Origin of the sequence: Candidatus Thiothrix putei (assembly GCA_029972225.1) — a bacterium.
In the GTDB taxonomy this organism is placed as follows: Bacteria; Pseudomonadota; Gammaproteobacteria; order Thiotrichales; family Thiotrichaceae; genus Thiothrix; species Thiothrix putei.
The window spans coordinates 2,396,889-2,413,734 of record CP124756.1; the positions used below are offsets into that span (position 1 = coordinate 2,396,889).

Annotated in this window: 17 protein-coding genes, 1 tRNA gene and 1 pseudogene; 6 read left to right on the forward strand and 13 right to left on the reverse strand. The window is 50.4% G+C overall.

Going from position 1 to position 16,846, the window contains the following annotated elements; all coding sequences use genetic code 11:
• Nucleotides 1-9 precede the first annotated feature (9 nt).
• Together QJT81_12235 and QJT81_12240 are read left to right on the forward strand one after the other, a co-directional pair.
• The gene (locus QJT81_12235) at nucleotides 10-468 is read left to right on the forward strand and encodes a CopD family protein (protein WGZ92637.1); all 459 of its coding nucleotides are present in this window, start codon (nucleotides 10-12) and stop codon (nucleotides 466-468) included.
• A complete protein-coding gene (locus tag QJT81_12240; GenBank protein ID WGZ96480.1) occupies nucleotides 456-959 on the forward strand; it encodes a hypothetical protein in 504 nt (167 codons plus the stop codon). The genes QJT81_12235 and QJT81_12240 overlap by 13 nt, the downstream gene beginning before the upstream one ends.
• Here the strand turns inward: QJT81_12240 and QJT81_12245 are convergent.
• The 5 genes from QJT81_12245 to QJT81_12265 form a co-directional block, all read right to left on the reverse strand.
• Nucleotides 934-1,695, reverse strand: coding sequence for a heparan-alpha-glucosaminide N-acetyltransferase (locus tag QJT81_12245; GenBank protein ID WGZ92638.1), 762 nt, complete (start codon nucleotides 1,693-1,695; stop codon nucleotides 934-936). The two genes, QJT81_12240 and QJT81_12245, sit on opposite strands and share 26 nt — an antisense overlap.
• Before the next feature lie 7 nt (nucleotides 1,696-1,702).
• Nucleotides 1,703-2,713: a ketol-acid reductoisomerase gene (ilvC, locus tag QJT81_12250; GenBank protein ID WGZ96481.1), complete on the reverse strand. Its 1,011-nt coding sequence runs from the start codon at nucleotides 2,711-2,713 to the stop codon at nucleotides 1,703-1,705.
• Between the two features lie 43 nt (nucleotides 2,714-2,756).
• The gene (gene ilvN, locus QJT81_12255) at nucleotides 2,757-3,251 is read right to left on the reverse strand and encodes an acetolactate synthase small subunit (protein WGZ92639.1); all 495 of its coding nucleotides are present in this window, start codon (nucleotides 3,249-3,251) and stop codon (nucleotides 2,757-2,759) included.
• Between the two features lie 8 nt (nucleotides 3,252-3,259).
• Nucleotides 3,260-4,960, reverse strand: coding sequence for a biosynthetic-type acetolactate synthase large subunit (gene ilvB / locus QJT81_12260; GenBank protein WGZ92640.1), 1,701 nt, complete (start codon nucleotides 4,958-4,960; stop codon nucleotides 3,260-3,262).
• Between the two features lie 212 nt (nucleotides 4,961-5,172).
• Nucleotides 5,173-5,249 (reverse strand) — tRNA-Arg (locus tag QJT81_12265).
• Nucleotides 5,250-5,467: 218 nt separating this feature from the next.
• Between QJT81_12265 and QJT81_12270 the strand changes: the two genes are divergently transcribed.
• From QJT81_12270 to QJT81_12285, 4 genes are read left to right on the forward strand one after another with little or no spacing between them, the layout of a single operon-like run.
• Nucleotides 5,468-6,043 carry a carboxymuconolactone decarboxylase family protein gene (locus QJT81_12270; protein WGZ92641.1) on the forward strand — a complete coding sequence of 192 codons (576 nt, stop codon included), beginning with the start codon at nucleotides 5,468-5,470 and terminating at the stop codon, nucleotides 6,041-6,043.
• Between the two features lie 26 nt (nucleotides 6,044-6,069).
• Nucleotides 6,070-6,348, forward strand: coding sequence for an MGMT family protein (locus tag QJT81_12275; GenBank protein WGZ92642.1), 279 nt, complete (start codon nucleotides 6,070-6,072; stop codon nucleotides 6,346-6,348).
• A gap of 57 nt (nucleotides 6,349-6,405) precedes the next feature.
• Nucleotides 6,406-7,896, forward strand: a complete 1,491-nt coding sequence (locus QJT81_12280) for a hypothetical protein (protein ID WGZ92643.1) — start codon at nucleotides 6,406-6,408, stop codon at nucleotides 7,894-7,896.
• Nucleotides 7,897-7,956: 60 nt separating this feature from the next.
• Nucleotides 7,957-10,317, forward strand: coding sequence for a hypothetical protein (locus tag QJT81_12285; protein WGZ92644.1), 2,361 nt, complete (start codon nucleotides 7,957-7,959; stop codon nucleotides 10,315-10,317).
• On the opposite strand, the gene QJT81_12290 is transcribed toward QJT81_12285, so the two are convergent.
• The 8 genes and pseudogenes from QJT81_12290 to QJT81_12325 form a co-directional block, all read right to left on the reverse strand.
• Entirely contained in the window at nucleotides 10,286-11,119 is an 834-nt protein-coding gene (locus QJT81_12290) for a class I SAM-dependent methyltransferase (protein WGZ92645.1), read from the reverse strand. The genes QJT81_12285 and QJT81_12290 overlap by 32 nt on opposite strands.
• 233 nt (nucleotides 11,120-11,352) lie before the next feature.
• Nucleotides 11,353-12,675 (reverse strand): annotated as a pseudogene (locus tag QJT81_12295) (integron integrase).
• A 429-nt stretch (nucleotides 12,676-13,104) separates the two neighbouring features.
• Nucleotides 13,105-13,506 (reverse strand): hypothetical protein, encoded by a 402-nt coding sequence (locus QJT81_12300; protein WGZ92646.1) that lies wholly within the window; start codon nucleotides 13,504-13,506, stop codon nucleotides 13,105-13,107.
• Nucleotides 13,503-15,143 (reverse strand): IS66 family transposase, encoded by a 1,641-nt coding sequence (locus QJT81_12305; GenBank protein ID WGZ92647.1) that lies wholly within the window; start codon nucleotides 15,141-15,143, stop codon nucleotides 13,503-13,505. The genes QJT81_12300 and QJT81_12305 overlap by 4 nt, the downstream gene beginning before the upstream one ends.
• Nucleotides 15,140-15,514, reverse strand: a complete 375-nt coding sequence (gene tnpB, locus QJT81_12310; protein WGZ92648.1) for an IS66 family insertion sequence element accessory protein TnpB — start codon at nucleotides 15,512-15,514, stop codon at nucleotides 15,140-15,142. Before tnpB ends, QJT81_12305 begins: the two co-directional genes overlap by 4 nt.
• Nucleotides 15,514-15,804 (reverse strand): IS66 family insertion sequence element accessory protein TnpB, encoded by a 291-nt coding sequence (locus QJT81_12315; protein WGZ92649.1) that lies wholly within the window; start codon nucleotides 15,802-15,804, stop codon nucleotides 15,514-15,516. Before QJT81_12315 ends, tnpB begins: the two co-directional genes overlap by 1 nt.
• Before the next feature lie 59 nt (nucleotides 15,805-15,863).
• Nucleotides 15,864-16,235: a hypothetical protein gene (locus QJT81_12320; GenBank protein WGZ92650.1), complete on the reverse strand. Its 372-nt coding sequence runs from the start codon at nucleotides 16,233-16,235 to the stop codon at nucleotides 15,864-15,866.
• A 108-nt stretch (nucleotides 16,236-16,343) separates the two neighbouring features.
• Nucleotides 16,344-16,694 (reverse strand): hypothetical protein, encoded by a 351-nt coding sequence (locus QJT81_12325; protein WGZ92651.1) that lies wholly within the window; start codon nucleotides 16,692-16,694, stop codon nucleotides 16,344-16,346.
• Nucleotides 16,695-16,846: the final 152 nt, after the last annotated feature.

Below are 16,846 nucleotides of genomic sequence, written 5' to 3' on the forward strand. Positions count from 1 at the left end.
AGACACATCATGTCTATCGCACTGGCTTTACACGTTCTAGCCGTTGTCATTTGGGTCGGCGGCATGTTCTTTGCCTACATGGCGTTACGCCCCATTGCTGCAACTGTCCTCGAACCACCCCAACGCTTAACGCTGTGGAATGGTGTCTTTGGGCGCTTTTTTCCTTGGGTATGGGCAGCCATTATCACCATTCTGGCCTCCGGTTATTGGATGCTTCTCGGCCCATTTGGTGGTTTTGCCAACGCCCCCGTGTTCGTGCACCTCATGAATGGGCTAGGTCTGATTATGATGCTGATCTTCTTTCACGTGTATTTTGCCCCCTATCAGAAACTGCGCAAAGCCGTCGCAGCCCAAAGCTGGCCGGATGGTGGCAAAGCACTCGCGCAAATTCGTGTTCTTGTCGGCATCAACACCCTGATCGGCGTGATCACCATTCTGCTAGCGGCTGGTGGGAAATATTTTCTGTGAGTGACGTATTGCGTTTACGGAATATTGGGAGAGAGGGAGTTGCCGCCCTACTCTCACGTTATGGTTTGCAACTGGAAATGGTAGCCGATACGCAACCCATCCCCGGCAGTTATTGGCATGAAGACGAAGCCGGTATCATTGGTTTGAGTGTGTTTGTACGCCAAGACACGCCCCTGCATTCAGTGTTGCACGAAAGCTGCCACACCATTTGTATGGATCAAGAGCGCCGTGCTGTGCTGCATACCGATGCTTGCGGTGAATACAGCGAAGAAGATGCCGTCTGTTACCTACAAATTCTACTGGCAGATTATGTCGCTGGGTTTGGACGTGAACGTGCTTTGCAGGATATGGATACATGGGGTTATACCTTCCGGCTGGGTTCAGCACAGCGCTGGTTTCAGGAAGACGCAGAAGATGCCCGCGCATGGTTAATTCAGCATGGCTTACTCACACAAACCGATGAGGTCATTTTCCGGTTACGCCAAACATAAGGCTGGCAACCAACCAAAACAGTGCCATTAACAAAGGCTGGTGTAATAAGTAAACCGCCAAACTGTGCTTACCCAACCACAATAAGACCGGCAACCAAAACCAACGGGGTAAGGGTTTCAAGCATTGCTTGCAATGTTCCAGCCGGTTTCCAACATAAATACCTAACAACATCACCCCAAACCAGGGCAACAACGGTGTGTAATCTTTGGTGTTGCTGACCACCGTACCTAACCCTAACCATTGCAACCATGCAGCATTAAATAAGGGATCAGCCAACCACTGCGGTAATAGCACCAACAGCAGACCCAGCGGCAGATTTAACCACCCCAAACGCAGGAACGGTACGGCTAACACGCTGGCAACCGCCATAAAATGCAATACCCCAAAAAAAATCCAACTCGTCGGAAAGACTGCGTAACTGCCAGCACTCACCAACACAGCACTGACCAGCAATAGCCCTTCACGCCGCCAAAAGCGTTGCCAATGCAACCCGTGCCGATTTGCCAACGCTAAACTAATACCCGCAACTCCCACAAACAATGCCACGATTGCTTTCTGAAAAGCAGGCCAGAACGTGCTGTGCAATAAATCAAGTTGGAGCAAATCGAAATGATTCAGGTCATACGCGCTATGGAAGACCAACATCAAGAAGACAGCCAAACCGCGTAATGCGTCCGGCCATTCAAGGCGGGAAACCTCCCCCCCCATGGGAGAGGAAGGCTTGGAAAGCAGCAAGTGAACCTTAGTTCTTAGACTTATCCACGATCTTTTGAATCCATGGCATCATTGCCCGCAATTTGCCGCCCGTCTGTTCAATCGGGTGTGCGGCGTTGTTACGACGGTAAGCCGTCATGGATGGGTAGTTGGAAGCCCCTTCCAGAATGAAGTTTTTCGCGTATTCGCCATTCTGAATGTCTTTCAGGGCTTGACGCATGGCTGCGCGGGATTGCTCATTGATGACTTTAGGGCCAGTCACGTACTCACCATACTCCGCGTTGTTGGAGATGGAGTAGTTCATGTTGGCAATGCCACCTTCGTACATCAAATCCACAATCAGTTTCAGTTCGTGCAAGCACTCAAAGTACGCCATTTCTGGTGCATAACCCGCTTCCGTCAGGGTTTCAAAGCCCATTTTTACCAGTTCAACCGCACCACCACACAGCACCGCTTGTTCACCGAACAGGTCAGTTTCGGTTTCATCCTTGAACGTGGTTTCGATAATACCCGTGCGACCACCGCCAATGGCAGAAGCGTAGGACAATGCCACTTCTTTGGCTTGACCAGATGCGTTCTGGAAGACAGCGATCAGGTCAGGGATACCGCCACCTTTGACGAATTCGTTACGGACGGTGTGACCCGGTGCTTTGGGTGCGATCATGATGACGTCCAAATCCGCACGTGGCACGATTTGGTTGTAGTGAATCGCAAAACCGTGCGCGAAAGCCAACGTAGCACCCTGTTTCAGGTTAGGCTGAATTTCTTCACGGTACAATTGGCTTTGGAACTCATCCGGGGTCAGAATCATGATTACATCAGCGGCGGCGACAGCTTCCGCAACCGGTGCTACTTTCAAACCAGCGTTCTGTGCTTTTGCTACTGTTGGAGAATTACTCCGCAGCCCCACGGTGACATCCACACCAGAATCTTTCAGGTTGCAAGCATGGGCGTGACCCTGTGAACCGTAACCGATGATGGCGACTTTCTTGCCGCGAATGATAGAAAGATCAGCGTCTTTATCGTAATAAATATTCAGTGCCATAAAGCCTTTTACCTTAAATCCAAAATATCATAATCAATTAAACGTGTAGGGACGCTTCGCCACGGGCGATGCCCATGCTACCAGAACGTACTACTTCAATAATACGAAAGTCTCGCAGTGCATTCACGAACGCATCCAACTTACTGCGGTCGCCAGTCAGCTCAATCGTGTACGTTTTATCGCTCACGTCAATGATGTTGCCCCGGAAAATATCCGATAAGCGTTTAACTGCTTCACAAGCCGCATTTTTTTCAACACCGACTTTGACAAACATCATTTCACGCTCTAAATGCGCATACTGGGCAAGATCCATCACTTTAACAACATCAATCAACTTATTGAGTTGTTTGACAATTTGTTCCACAATTTCTTCACTACCGCGTGTCACCAGTGTCAAGCGTGACAGCGTTGCGTCATCGGTAGGCGCAACCGTCAGGGACTCAATATTGTAACCGCGTGCCGAGAACAAACCGGCAACACGCGACAACGCGCCCGCTTCATTCTCCATTAAAATGGAAATTACATGCCGCATTTTGTCACCTATACCAGAATCATTTCATTTTGACCTGCGCCAGCAGGCACCATCGGGAATACATTGTTCTCACGTTCAGTAATGAAATCCATGAAAACTAAGCGGTCTTTCATCGCCAACGCTTCTTTTAATGCGCCTTCCACGTCACTGACTTTCTCGATACGCATCCCAACGTGACCATAGGCTTCCGCAAGTTTCACGAAATCAGGGAGTGCTTCCATGTAGGACATGGCGTAACGCTTCTGGTAGAAGAACTCTTGCCACTGGCGCACCATGCCAAGGTAGCCATTGTTCAACGACAAAATCTTGATCGGTAAGTGATACTGCAAACACGTCGCCAGTTCCTGAATGCACATCTGAATGCTGCCATCGCCGGTAATACAACCAACGGTTTCCTCAGGGAACGCCATTTGCACGCCCATCGCGGCGGGCAAACCAAAGCCCATCGTGCCTAAACCACCGGAGTTGATCCAACGGTTCGGCTGGCTGAAGCGGTAGTATTGCGCTGCCCACATCTGATGCTGACCCACGTCAGAACACACGTAAGCATCGCCGTTGGTCACTTCCCAGAACTTTTCGACTACGTATTGGGCTTTGATGGCTGCATTCACATCCTGATTGTATTTCAGGCAGTCGGCTTTGCGCCACCCATCAATTTCCTTCCACCATTCTGCCAAGGTTGCCGCATCGGGGCGTTCATTCCGGCTGCGGAACTCCTCCAACATGTCGACGATGACATTTTTGACATCACCCACGATAGGCACATCCACTTTCACGTTTTTAGAGATTGATGCCGGGTCAATATCAACATGAATAATCTTGGCGTAGGGACAGAACTTCTCGATATTACCGGTTACACGGTCATCAAAACGTGCGCCAATAGCAATCACCAAATCGGCATGATGCATCGCATTATTGGCCTCATACGTGCCGTGCATCCCCAACATACCGATGAACTGCTTATCCATTGACGGGAAACCGCCTAAACCCATCAGAGTATTGGTGATCGGAAAGCCCAGTTCACGGGTCAATTCCGTTAGTTCGTGCGCAGCACCCGACAACACCACGCCACCGCCGGTATACAGTACGGGCTTTTTGGCTTCCAACATCAGGTCAATGGCACGGCGTACTTGACGCTTATTGCCCTTAACCGTGGGGTTGTAGGAACGCATGGTGATTTCTTTGGGGTAATGGAACTCACACCGTGCCGTGGTAATGTCCTTAGGAATATCCACCAACACCGGGCCGGGGCGGCCTGTACTGGCGATATAAAAGGCTTTCTTGATGGTCGTTGCCAAGTCTTTAACGTCTGTCACCAAGAAGTTATGCTTAACACAGGGGCGCGTAATCCCCACGATGTCCACTTCCTGAAATGCATCATTCCCAATCAGATGGCGCGGCACTTGCCCGGTGAACACCACCATCGGCACAGAATCCATGTACGCATCTGCAATGCCGGTCACGGCATTGGTTGCACCGGGGCCGGATGTTACCAGCGCCACTCCCGGCCTATTGGTTGCTTTGGCATAACCCTCGGCTGCATGTACAGCCCCTTGCTCATGTCTTACCAGAATGTGGTTGATTTTGTCGTGCTGCTTGTACAATTCATCGTACAGAAACAACACAGCTCCACCAGGATAACCGAAGATGGTATCAACCCCTTCCTCTTTCAGACACTCGACGAATATCTCGGCACCGGTCAGTTCCACTGTAAACTCCGTAAATCGCTAATGGCGAAGGAAAAGACTCGCATCATAATACGAATGGATTGGGGATTACACCCCAAAAAGCTTGCGAGTATTGATTTTTTAAGAACAAACTGTGGAGACAAATAAAGACACATTCCAAAACACAAAAGCCCCGGCAGATTGCAGCCTGCAAGGGCTTTTGGGACATCATGGAGTACCATGAAACAATTTAATGGCGCATCCGGAAGGATTCGAACCTCCGACCACCTGGTTCGTAGCCAGGTACTCTATCCAACTGAGCTACGGATGCGCTGGAAGAGGTGCGCATTATGCTAACTTGTTCAGAGTCGGTCAAGCAAAAAATTAAAAAAATTTTACAAAAACGTGATAACCACCCGCAACGCTGATCATCGGCACATTATTTGCAGCCAGTTTGACACTTTCGTGACGCTTAGCAGACGAAATAACGCCCTCGGCACTTTCTATGCTACAGTTTGTTTGCACCGCAACAAAAAGGATATAATGACTATGGTAGACACTGATTTCATGCACTCCCTGAAACGGGCACGCACTTACGGGTTGGGCGAATTTTTGGAAATCATTGGGGAGCTTTCCCAAGAAAGCACCAAAAAAGGCATTCTGGATCGTAAACATAAAGAGTTGATTACGCTAGGAATTGCGCTTGCAAAAGGCTGTCATCGCTGCATCGACATCCATACCGAAGCCGCCGTTAAACTGGGCGCAACGGATACCGAAATGCTACAAGTACGCCGTGTAGCGCTGTATGTGCAAGCCAGCCCCGAACACCACCACACTGAGTTATGGAAAGCCTGGATGGACTCATGGCGCGAGTTTTCCCTTAGTAAAGGCTGTATCGACCGTCGCTGCCGTGAATTAGTCGGTTTGGGCATCGCGTTGGTGCAACAAGATGCACGTTTGATCGACATGCACGTCAAAGCCGCTCGTGAGTACGGGGCAAGCCCGGAAGAAATTTTCGAGGTCATGCCCATTGCATTGCTCATGGATGGTGCACCTGCACTTTCGCAAATCCCACAACTTGTCCATGCACTGGAACAGTCCGAACTGCTGGAGGTTGCTGCCTGAGCAAGCACCAACGCATTTATGCCATCGTGCGGCAGATTCCAGCAGGCTACGTCGCCACTTACGGTGACGTAGCCTCTCTAGCCCAGTTACCGGGACACGCCCGGTTAGTGGGTTATGCCTTACACGCCCTCCCCGAATTTTCCGACGTACCCTGGCAACGTGTTATTAATGCGCAAGGCAAAATCAGTCTCGGTCGCGCCTACCCCGGCGGCGACTTGCACCAGCGTCATCTACTCGAAGCGGAAGGCATCGTCTTCGATGCCAATGGCAACATTGATTTAAAACGTTTTCGCTGGCAACCCTAATGCTGAAATGCTGCACTATACTTAACGGATAGGGTAACAACACAGAGGGAGAAACTGATGTCACGACTCGCTGATATGACGCTGGCGCAAGCTAACACTTGGTACACCCAAAACCCGCAAGCCCGTTACGACCGGCCGTTACCGGCTTCTGCCTACACCATCAACGCCGCAAGCGCTCAAACGTTATGGAAAGACCCCACCCTCAAGACTGACCGCAGTCTCGTCACCAAATTGATCGAAGTCGGTGGCAAATGGGAAGAAGTCCCTACGCACATCCACAGTGACAAAGACTTACGCCTGATTGCCTACCAAAATGTCTGGAAAACCAAGCAGCGTGACTTGTTACGTTTTATCCAACCCGGCGAATGGTATCTTGGTTCCTCACACCACAACCCCGGCAACCGCCACATTGTGCAATCCGTGTTTCATAATGAGGAAAAAGGCTTGGAAATGCTCAAGTTCAGCATTACCCACATCCGCAATTACATTGGGGTAGCCAGCGGCATAGTAGCCACCGACAGCCCGCGCAGCTACGCCAATCAACATTCGGCGGGGCATGTGAATCCGAAGGATTACCCTTCCCTGCTGTGGCGCATTCGCTTTCTTGGAGACATTTCCCCCGCAGAACAACGTGCTTACGTTAATAATGTGCGTACTTGGTCGATGCTGTTACAAAAAGTCACCAAATTCCCGCCCGACTACAACGGCAACGACAATCTAATGACCAACACCCACGCTAAGGTCATCGAATTCGGGGGTAATGTACTCAACGCGGTACTCGGTAGCCGTACCGCGTTGGCTACCTTGCACAGCCAAGCTGAACAAGTGTATTGCTCGGAAGCGGGTATGCACCTTGCCCTCAATCTCGGTTTAAATGCCCCGCTAAACCAAGCCAGTGTTAGCGCCCTGTTTGGTGCAGATAAATGGGCAAAAGTCAGCGCCATGCTCAATGAAGGTGAAGCTTTTTGGCGCAATGGCAAATACCTAGACTACTACGGCAATGGCACAGATGGCTTTGTGCAAAATGCCGAACAAAACCGTTTGGTTGACTTAGAACCTGCCCCCACTTGGCTGCAAGCACTCAAAGACCGCTTACCCGGCAGACCCTTAGCAGGCGGGGGGCTAGTTTTCCGCCCGTGGGATGTCGCCGACATGATTGAAAACTTCATCAAAACCGCCATCCCCCGCAAGGGGCGTGAAACGTGGGAAGTCTCCAACGCACAAGCCGAATTACTCTTGTGGTTAAAACCCGGTATTTTTCACTCCATGGGCTTTAGCCGCACTAATCCACCACCGCCACCACTGGTGATGCTGTTTGATACCTTGGTTGCCAAAGTGCGGCGCAATTATGAATCGTATGAAGCCTTGCGGGCAGCCATTGCGCCAGAGTTACAGGCCGCGCAGCAAATCGTTGCCCCCAAAGCGCTGGGTGCGGGCGCGTTCGTCCCGCCCCACATGGTCACCACCATCACGGGTGATGCCGATGAACTGATTGCTTTGGAGGCTGTCGGGCAGTTATTCCATGAAGATGTGCTCAAAGCGAAGTAATCCTTTATAATCGCCGCATTTTAATGATAACCGGCGGTGATTCGCGGGAGCTTTTGCATTATGCCATTTTCAAACCGACCCTCTGTGGATGCTACTATCGGGCAAAATTTGCCAATCCTTCAGGAGCGTTATGCCCTGCGGCGCTGCATGGCCAATACCGCGCTTGGCAAACTGTATTGGGCACAAGACCTGAAACAAACCCAAGGCAACGGTGAACAAGCCAATGTACTGGCCTTCACATTATTGCCCGCCTTGGCACAAGACCCCGTATTTGAACAAGTCTTTGGGCACGTCTTACCCACTTACCAAAAATCAATGCCCGGTATGCCTCATGTCTTGGATGATGGCAAAACCGCAGACGGTACGCGCTGGATGGTGATGCGTAATATCAGCGGCATGTTACTTTCCGAACGCTTGGCAGAACTGGATGACCGGGGAATGCCACTCCCGGAAGCGCTAGAATTGCTGGACAATCTTAAGCATGTGTTTGCCAGCCAAACACCAGATGGCGTGTTTGGTTATGCCGAACCGAATGCTATCCTCCTCACTGAAAAAGCGCCTTGTTTATTGACAGCCCCTGTTGCGGCTGCGTTGCGCATGGCATACCGCAATCCACCTAGCGAATACACCCGCCAAACACTGCATTCCGGCTATATCAGCCCCGATGTGCTACTGGGCGACACCCCCACCAGCGCAGACGATACCTTTTCGATAGCCTGTTTAGCCTATCACCTGCTGCAAGGCTTACCACCGTTTGGCAAGCAAAGTACCCTGGAAGCAGCGGTGCGTAACGTTGCCCCCGGCAGTATCCGCAAATTACGCCCTGATACATGGGCAGCTTTGCAACAAGGGCTAAACTTAAAGCGAGCGGCTCGCCAGCCAACACCCACCGCGTTATTACGCATCTTGCAACGCAAGCAACAAAAAAAGCTGTTGTTACCCGCTATCGCTTTAGTTGCTGCCAGCGCGGTAGCCATCACCACCTACCAATTACTCTCCAGTTGGGGTGAGCCACCAGAAAATGCCGCCGACACGCGCATCACTGGCTTAGAAGCCATCCCATCCAATACCACCCTCCAGCCTGACGCCGCAGACACCACAACACTGGTCGGTGAAGGCAGTCTTCCACCGGTACTGGATCAAGACAGTGTGCAAGCAGAAGCTGACAAGCTCGCCGCTGAAACCGCAGCCAGAACGGAAGCCGAACGCCTCAGCGCCGAAGCTTCGAATCAAACCAAACCAACCACCACCAAGGAACTTAGTGTCTTACAAGCGCAAGCTGCCGAAGCCATTCGCACCGGTAAGCCCGCAGCGCTCGACTACTTACGCCAAGCCGTAGCGCTAGCGCCAGACAATGCCAAAACGCAGCAACTGCTAACGCAACTGATCACCGATCAACATGCCGAAACTGAAGCCTTGCTCAGTTCGGGTAAATTGGAAGAAGCCAGCAAACTACTCAGCACCACTGACCGACTGATCACCGAATTCACACTGGCTGACAGCCTAAAACGTCAAGTGAGTTTAGAAGCCGAGGTTAACCGAGCGCAGCGCAAACTCGCGTTAGCACAAGAACAGGAAACACCCGCCACAAACGCCACTACCCCACCCGAAACCACTACCGCAGCACCCAGTGATACGGATGACACCGATAGCAGGCAATACCTAGAACGTGCCCAACGAGCCATCAGCTATGGCAACCTCAGCCGTGGCGATGACCGCAGTGAAAGTGCCATTGCCTACCTCAGTCCTTTGTTGAAAAAAACACCGGATCACCCTGATGCCATGAAATTGCTGGAAAAGATCGTGGCAGCCCAACAGGAAGAAGCCCGTACACTATTGAGTAAACGTGATACCGACAAGGCTCGCACCGCCCTGAATGATAGCCAAACCCTGATTGGCAAATACAAACTGGATAATCAGGTTGAAGAACAAATCGCGCTAGAAAAGCGTTACCGTGAAACCTTGGCAATGGGTGTGTTTACCCCCGGCACCGAGCCAGAAACGCCTGCCACCACTGCCACCACCCAACCGGAACCCGCAAAGCCTGAACCAACAGCGACCATCACCGCCACGCCACCCGTCGCCGCCCCTGCCCCAGATCAGGAAACAGAAAACCCTGAAGCCGCTGAAATGGCTACTTCAACCGAAGCGGTACCGACGGCGAATCCCCCGATGGAAGTTCGAGTTTCCCCTGATATTCCCGTGCAGGATGCCATAAACGTTACCACAACCGAACTACCACCTGTTCAGTTAGAAAACGCAGTACCAGAACCTATTACCCCCCCCAGCAGCAACGTCATATTTGAGGTTCCTGCGACAGATGCAGACAACAGCGGCACTACCTTCACCCTCGATGTACCCAACCTGATCGAAGTACCGCTGGATACCATCAAGGAAAGCTTGCCACCTGCCGACAGATAAATGCAGACACTGGGCGACCATCGTCCAGTGTTTCTACCGTGTCCAGCAAAATGTCAGAGCCTGCAAATATTTGCGCCAACTCCCCCTGCTTCAGTAAGAAGTTGGGGTTACGCGGGCTACCGAACTGTTCCGCTCCCTGCATAAACGTTTGGTAGATGAGAATACCACCCGGTTTTAGCAAGCGTTGCAGCCAAGGAAACAGCGGGCGGTGCAAGTAACGCGCTACCGTGATCAGATCAAACTGCCCATTAGCGTAATGAATGAACGGATCCGTACCGGTTTCCAAATCCACACACGTGCTAAGGATGCAAACCTGCTGAGTTGCCGCCAATTGTTGAGCACGTTGCAACGCAGCGGGAATGTAATCAATACCGGTCATCGCCCAACCGTGCATCGCGAGATACACCATATCGCGCCCTGCCCCGCACGCAATATCCAAACCCTCGCCCGGTGTAAGCGCATACAGGGGCATGAATTCCGTGACGAAACGCGCAATCAACGGCGCGGGCTGCCATAAACGCTTGGAATGTTCCCCACACTGCCATAAACCTTCGGCTTGTAACATCGCCTCCACTTGCTGCGTCCATTCGGTTTGTTGTGCTACGTGATAGCCTTTGCTGGTGAGAAATGCGTAAGCTTGTTGCAGGTCATCACCAACACCGTATAAGGCGAGCGGTTCGCTGGTTTTGGGAAGTTCGTGCATTCGGGCAGGTAATTCTGCGCTGGGAATGGCGCAGGCAGCGGCATGATGCCCCGCACAAAACGCGGCGAAGGGGCGACAATCAAGGTGAGCAAGTGGCATTATTTTCCTGGAAGGCGTGCAAATAAATGCGAATAATTGCATGTAATGATGCTTAATGTGCGATTAATTTTTGTAATTCATGCAAATCAAGTGTAAATTACAGCCATCTCGTCAGAAAATCATCACAGTTCATCGGATTATGGTCGGTGCAGATCAGGGCGGTAGCGTCTCTAACATCGCGCTTAAATCATATCGGCTGGGCTGCGTACACTGATACCGGGTGTATTCAGAACGTGGGTATAGATCATGGTGGTCGACACATCCGAATGCCCCAGCAACTCCTGCACAGTGCGGATGTCGTAACCCGATTCCAGCAGATGGGTAGCAAACGAATGGCGGAAGGTGTGGGTAGTGGCGTGTTTGGTGATCCCCGCCTGTTTCACGGCGCGGCGAATAATTTTCTGCAAACTGGTTTCATGCAAATGATGACGGCGCACCAACCCTGAACGCGGGTCAACACTGACCGCACTGGCGGGAAACACGTATTGCCAGCGCAACTCCCGTGCCGCCTTCTGGTATTTCTGGCTCAAGGCTTCGGGCAAATACACTTCGCCAAAACCGTTACGCAAATCAATCTGATGCAAACGCGCCACCAACGCAAGCTGCTCTTTTAGTGCTTCTTTAAAACGCTCCGGCAATGGCACAACCCGATCTTTGCCCCCTTTGGCATTACGGATATGCAATTGGTTGTAATCGAAATCGACATCTAACACCCGCAAGGTCACGCATTCCATCAGCCGCAAACCACCGCCATAGAGCAAACCTGCCATCAGATGATGTGTGCCCTTGAGTTGCTGGAAGACGCGGCGCACCTCTTCGCGGGATAACACCACCGGCAATTTGCGCTGGCGCTTTGCCCCGATAAACTCACCCAAATCATCCAGTGGCTTTTGCCACACCTGATTAAACAGGAACGCCAAGGCATTTAACGCCTGCTTTTGTGTAGACACCGAGACATGACGTTTCAGCGCGAGATACTCCAGATAATGCTTTACGTGTTGCCCATTGAGATCACGCACATTATCGGGTTTGTGGAAATAGAAAAACCGTGAAACCCACCCCTGATAAGTTTGCTCCGTGCGGATGGAGTAATTTTTCAGGCGTATCGCCCGCACCACTTCGGCAATCGCAGGCTGATAACGCTGGTAAAGCTCATGGGAACAACGCTCCTCGCCGTCGAGCGTCGCCAAGCCATCCAGCACATTGCTGTAATCGCGGGCAACGGTCGCATGATCCACTTCCAGCGGTTTCGCTGACTCACGCCAATATTCCCAATCGAAATCACGCGCCCAGGGGAGCTTCAGCGCCAGACTAAACAGAATCCGTATAGCATCGACCACCTGCCCAAATTGCCAGGGTGATAGGCGGCTTTCACGCCCCACTTTGTTCAGAAACTGTTCCACATGATGCGGGGTGTGGGTACGAATGTGCTCCTCTGGAAACTCGGCAATGTACTGCTTGGTACGCAATACATACCATGAAACAACACCCTTCTTAACATTTTGTTTCAAAAGAAAAAGTGAATAGTTTTCCCAGAACTCATGAGAATATGCCATTGTTGATTCGACTGGGGTTAGTGTATGCTTCTTATCCATGAAAATCAGTGCCATTGGGGATACACAACGCATGATAATCCGAGACTATACGGAAGGCTTTACGAACAGGATAGGCGGCGTGTGCTCACTGATTATCCGCAGGCTGCCTAGTCTGTTAGACATAGATTCCGCCCAATAAACTGTTAATTGCTTTCGCTCCTCCCTCTGTTCTCCCTCCTTTAGATACGTTCTGTATCGCACTATTCCAAAATCTTTATTGAAGTTTTGTATTTCGCTATATACCTTTAGGGGTTTGTTTATGGCGCATTTTTTCTAATAGCGTCGGGTCGACGGAGTTAATACATTGAATCTATGTAGTTAGAATCCCACCCTGTTGTCCAGGGTGAGACTGTTCCTGAAAGTGTGAGCTTCCAAAAGCGAACTATAAGATTATATCAATTCGCCCTCAATAACTTTTGTATTTACAAATTCTTTTACTTCTTGATAAGAGTTTAAGAATCCATACTTAGTAAGAGTGGCTAACTCTTCTGTAATCTGTTTACGTTTTTCAAGTGTTTCAACTGGAATATCATTAATGTTCGTATACTCAAGGTGATTTTTAACTACTTTGTTTACATTACAATAGACATGCTGATTCTTAGGAAACGCTTGGTTCTGTTCAATGGCATCACCTAATAGCTTATGTGCAGAACTGAACTTATTACGTGTTCCAAATACATCATGTTCTATTAGAATATTCTGAACCTTATTGGCAATGAAGCCATCTATACCGGATAGTAGAACTAATACAAGGCGCTTGTGCATCCATGTTCCTTTATTGTAAACGGTCATTCTAGCCCGTCGTTGACATCCGCAAACAAATCCGAGCGCAATGGCTTATCCGCAAACCGTTGTTTCCAACATCTTGGCGTAAGGTCTTGCACCTGAGAAGCGGGATGCTCACTAACGCGCAACAGAACATCCATCAGATAGACATACGGGTTAATGTCATGCAGGCGGCAGGTGGTGATCAGGCTTTGGATGATGCCCACGTGTTCCGCGCCGAGTTCTGTCCAGCAGAACAACCAGTTTTTCCTGCCCATGGGGATGGGCCGCAGGGCGCGTTCGATGTGGTTGGTATCCATTGGCACGTCGGGATCTTCCAGAAACACGCGCAGTTCGTGTTCGCGGCGGATGACATAACCAAGGGCTTTGGTCAGCGGGTTGGAGGGGATTAAATCGGTACGTTGTAATTGGGTTTGGCACCATTCAAAGAACTGGTCGACCAACGGCTTGCTGTGGGTGAGGCGGTAGGTACGTTTGGCTTCCCCGTCGAGTTTTTTCTCGTTAATCTGGGCTTCGTGCTGATAGAGTGCCGCGATAGTGTCAAGGGCTTGGCGTACTGCTTGTGGTTCAGCGGTTTCGGCGGCAATGAAGGTGCGACGGCTGTGTACCCAGCATTGGGCATGGGTAATCTTGTCATTGGCGTTGACGTAACTGGCATAAGCACGGTAACCGTCGCTGAGCAGTGTGCCGCTGAACTGTTGGCGAAGAGTCTTTTCAATGTGTTGCCGCCCACGGCTGGCGGAGAAGGTGAAGACGATTTCGTCCTGATCCCCGTACAGCGGCCAGAAGTAGCCTTGCTTCATCTTGCCGTTGCCTGCGGGGCTGGCTTTGATGGGGGTTTCGTCCATCGCCAGCAGCTTGCTTTGCAGTACACTGGCGAGTTGCGCTTCGGCAATGGGTTTGAGCAGGTCGATGGCACGTTTCACCGCATTGGTCAGCGTCGTGCGGCTGAGGGTGATCCCCGCTTGGGTCAGGCGTTGGTGCTGGCGGTACAACGGCAGGTGGTACTGGAACTTGTCCACCAACATCCCCACCAAAAAGCTGACATCGGTGACACTACGTTCCAGCACGTTGGCGGGTGCAGGGCTGGGAAGTGGTGGGTTGCTGAGCGAAGCCGAAGCACTGCCCTTACGTTTGATGACCGGGCGCTCGTATTGCAGGATGAGGTAGCTGGCAGGGCGTTGCGCCACCCGATGGGTCACCTGGGTGCCGATCACCTCATACTGGTCAGCCTCTTCCCCCTGAAGTTCCGGCGGGGTGAGGTGAATCACCTTGACCGGGACATCGGCGGTAAAGCGTAACCCGCTGTCATTCACGCAGTCATCGGGGCGCAGCTTGGGGGCTTTGCCGCGTTGGTAGGTGACGGTAATGCTTTCACCCTCGGGTGCGGCAACCGGGGTGGCGGCGGGGGCAAACAACGGCAACTGCGCCACCGGTATCTCAACCGGACGCTTTTCCGATTTGCTGCCAAAGACCTGTTGCCTGAACCACACCAGTTGGCGTTTTAATTCAGAAACTGCCTGTTGCAGGACGGCATTGTCTGCACGTAACCCCGCATTTTCCTCACGCAACGCCAGCATTTCCGCCACAATCGGCGGCATGGGAACGCTGGTGTCAGACGGGGTGGATGGCTTTAAAATCATGGGCTTATTATACCAGAATGTGGCTGCACAGGATACTGGTAACGCTTGAATTGTCTGGATTTTTGCACCTCAATGCCCGCCAAAATCAACTGCAAATCCGTCCGGGTCAGTTCGCGCTGCCCGCTAGTTGTCGGCTGCACCCGGTATTGCCCCTGCTCCAGGCGTTGGCTCCATAAGCAATAGCCGCTGGGTTCAAAATAGAGGATCTTCATCTGGGTTTTACGCAGGTTCACAAACACGAAATAATGCCCACTCAGGGGATTTTGCCCTAACTGGTTTTTCACCAAAGCGGTCAGCCCCGTAAAGCTTTTGCGCATGTCGGTGGCTTGGGTGCATAGCCAGATGCGGGCGGTGGCTGCGGGGGCAAACATCAGCGTTGGCTCAGGCGTAGTTCAACACCATTCCCCAAACTCAGCACAATGTGCCAGCCTTGCCCCAGCGCGGCATGACCCGCCGATAATGCTCCCAAGTCGATGAAGGTATTAGCGGGAACGGCTGGTTCCTCCACGCCATCTGCGGAGCGTAGACGCTGCCGCCATTGGCAAAAACTGGCGTAACCGATACTGTGCTGTTCACAAAATGCCGGGGCGGATAAGCCGCTGGCTTGCCATTGGCTGATGAGGGTTTGCCATTCGCTGGCGCGGCGGTGAGGGCGTTTCATTGAGGTTTCCTTCGGTTGTTCAGGTTGGAAACCAGTTTAGGACGTGGAAATCGCGAGGGCTAGACGTGCTGAAATGGTCGCTTACCTTTATTAGCTCCTCTGCTTTTGGTTTTGATAACTGTAGGACACAGTTCAGAGATATTTGCAATACGACCTTTGTTATCTTTAGTAGCTTCAGATAAAATCATGTCCGGGAAATTCCCGGTCAAGTCTGCTTCAAGTGCTATAGCTGATTCAGTAAATAATTTATTCCTCATATGGTCATCAAGACGGATAGTCTTTTTACGCTTTCTAATGGAAACGTAATACTCGTTTATCTGTTTTATGAAATCAGTTATATAGACTAAATTTGATTTACTATCACCCAAAAAAGAAATGAGTGCATTATTGTTATTGTCTTCTAAAACTGGAACGTTTATTATTAATGACATAGTGATATGCCTCCTTGTGGTTTTAGTTATCGTAGAGACCACATTGAACTCTTGATTAGCCCTATTTGCGTTAGGGCTTTTTATTTGTCTGCTCCTTTTGGAACAGTATTAAAACATAACTTCAAAAAGTTCTCTGTATGCAACTACACGTAATGCAGAATCAATTTTGCCCATTGCTTCTAATGCAACGATAGGATGAACAAATGTTCCGCCTTTGCTGCCATGTACGACTTTAATAAAGTTATCTGGAGAAGTAGCATCTACTTCTTCTGTTAGTGCTGTTAAAAATTCTTTAGTTGTAGGTGAACCTACGAAATCTCTTAGATAGAGTTGGTTCTTACCTTTTAGAATTCTTAGCTTATTGCCAATTTTATAAAGCTGATTAAGGGATACTAATCCTGTCTCTGGGTCAGGATTCATAACTAAATCTAAAGCTTGTTGTAATAATTCGTTTTCCATTTTCAATTGCCCTCGCATTCATTGTTATTTACTTATTTGTTTTAACTATATTATTGAAGTTATACATTAAAGATAAGCTATCTATATAGTATGTCAATAGATAATAACGATACTATTAGAATAATTACATTACAAATTGTTAATGTTCTTTA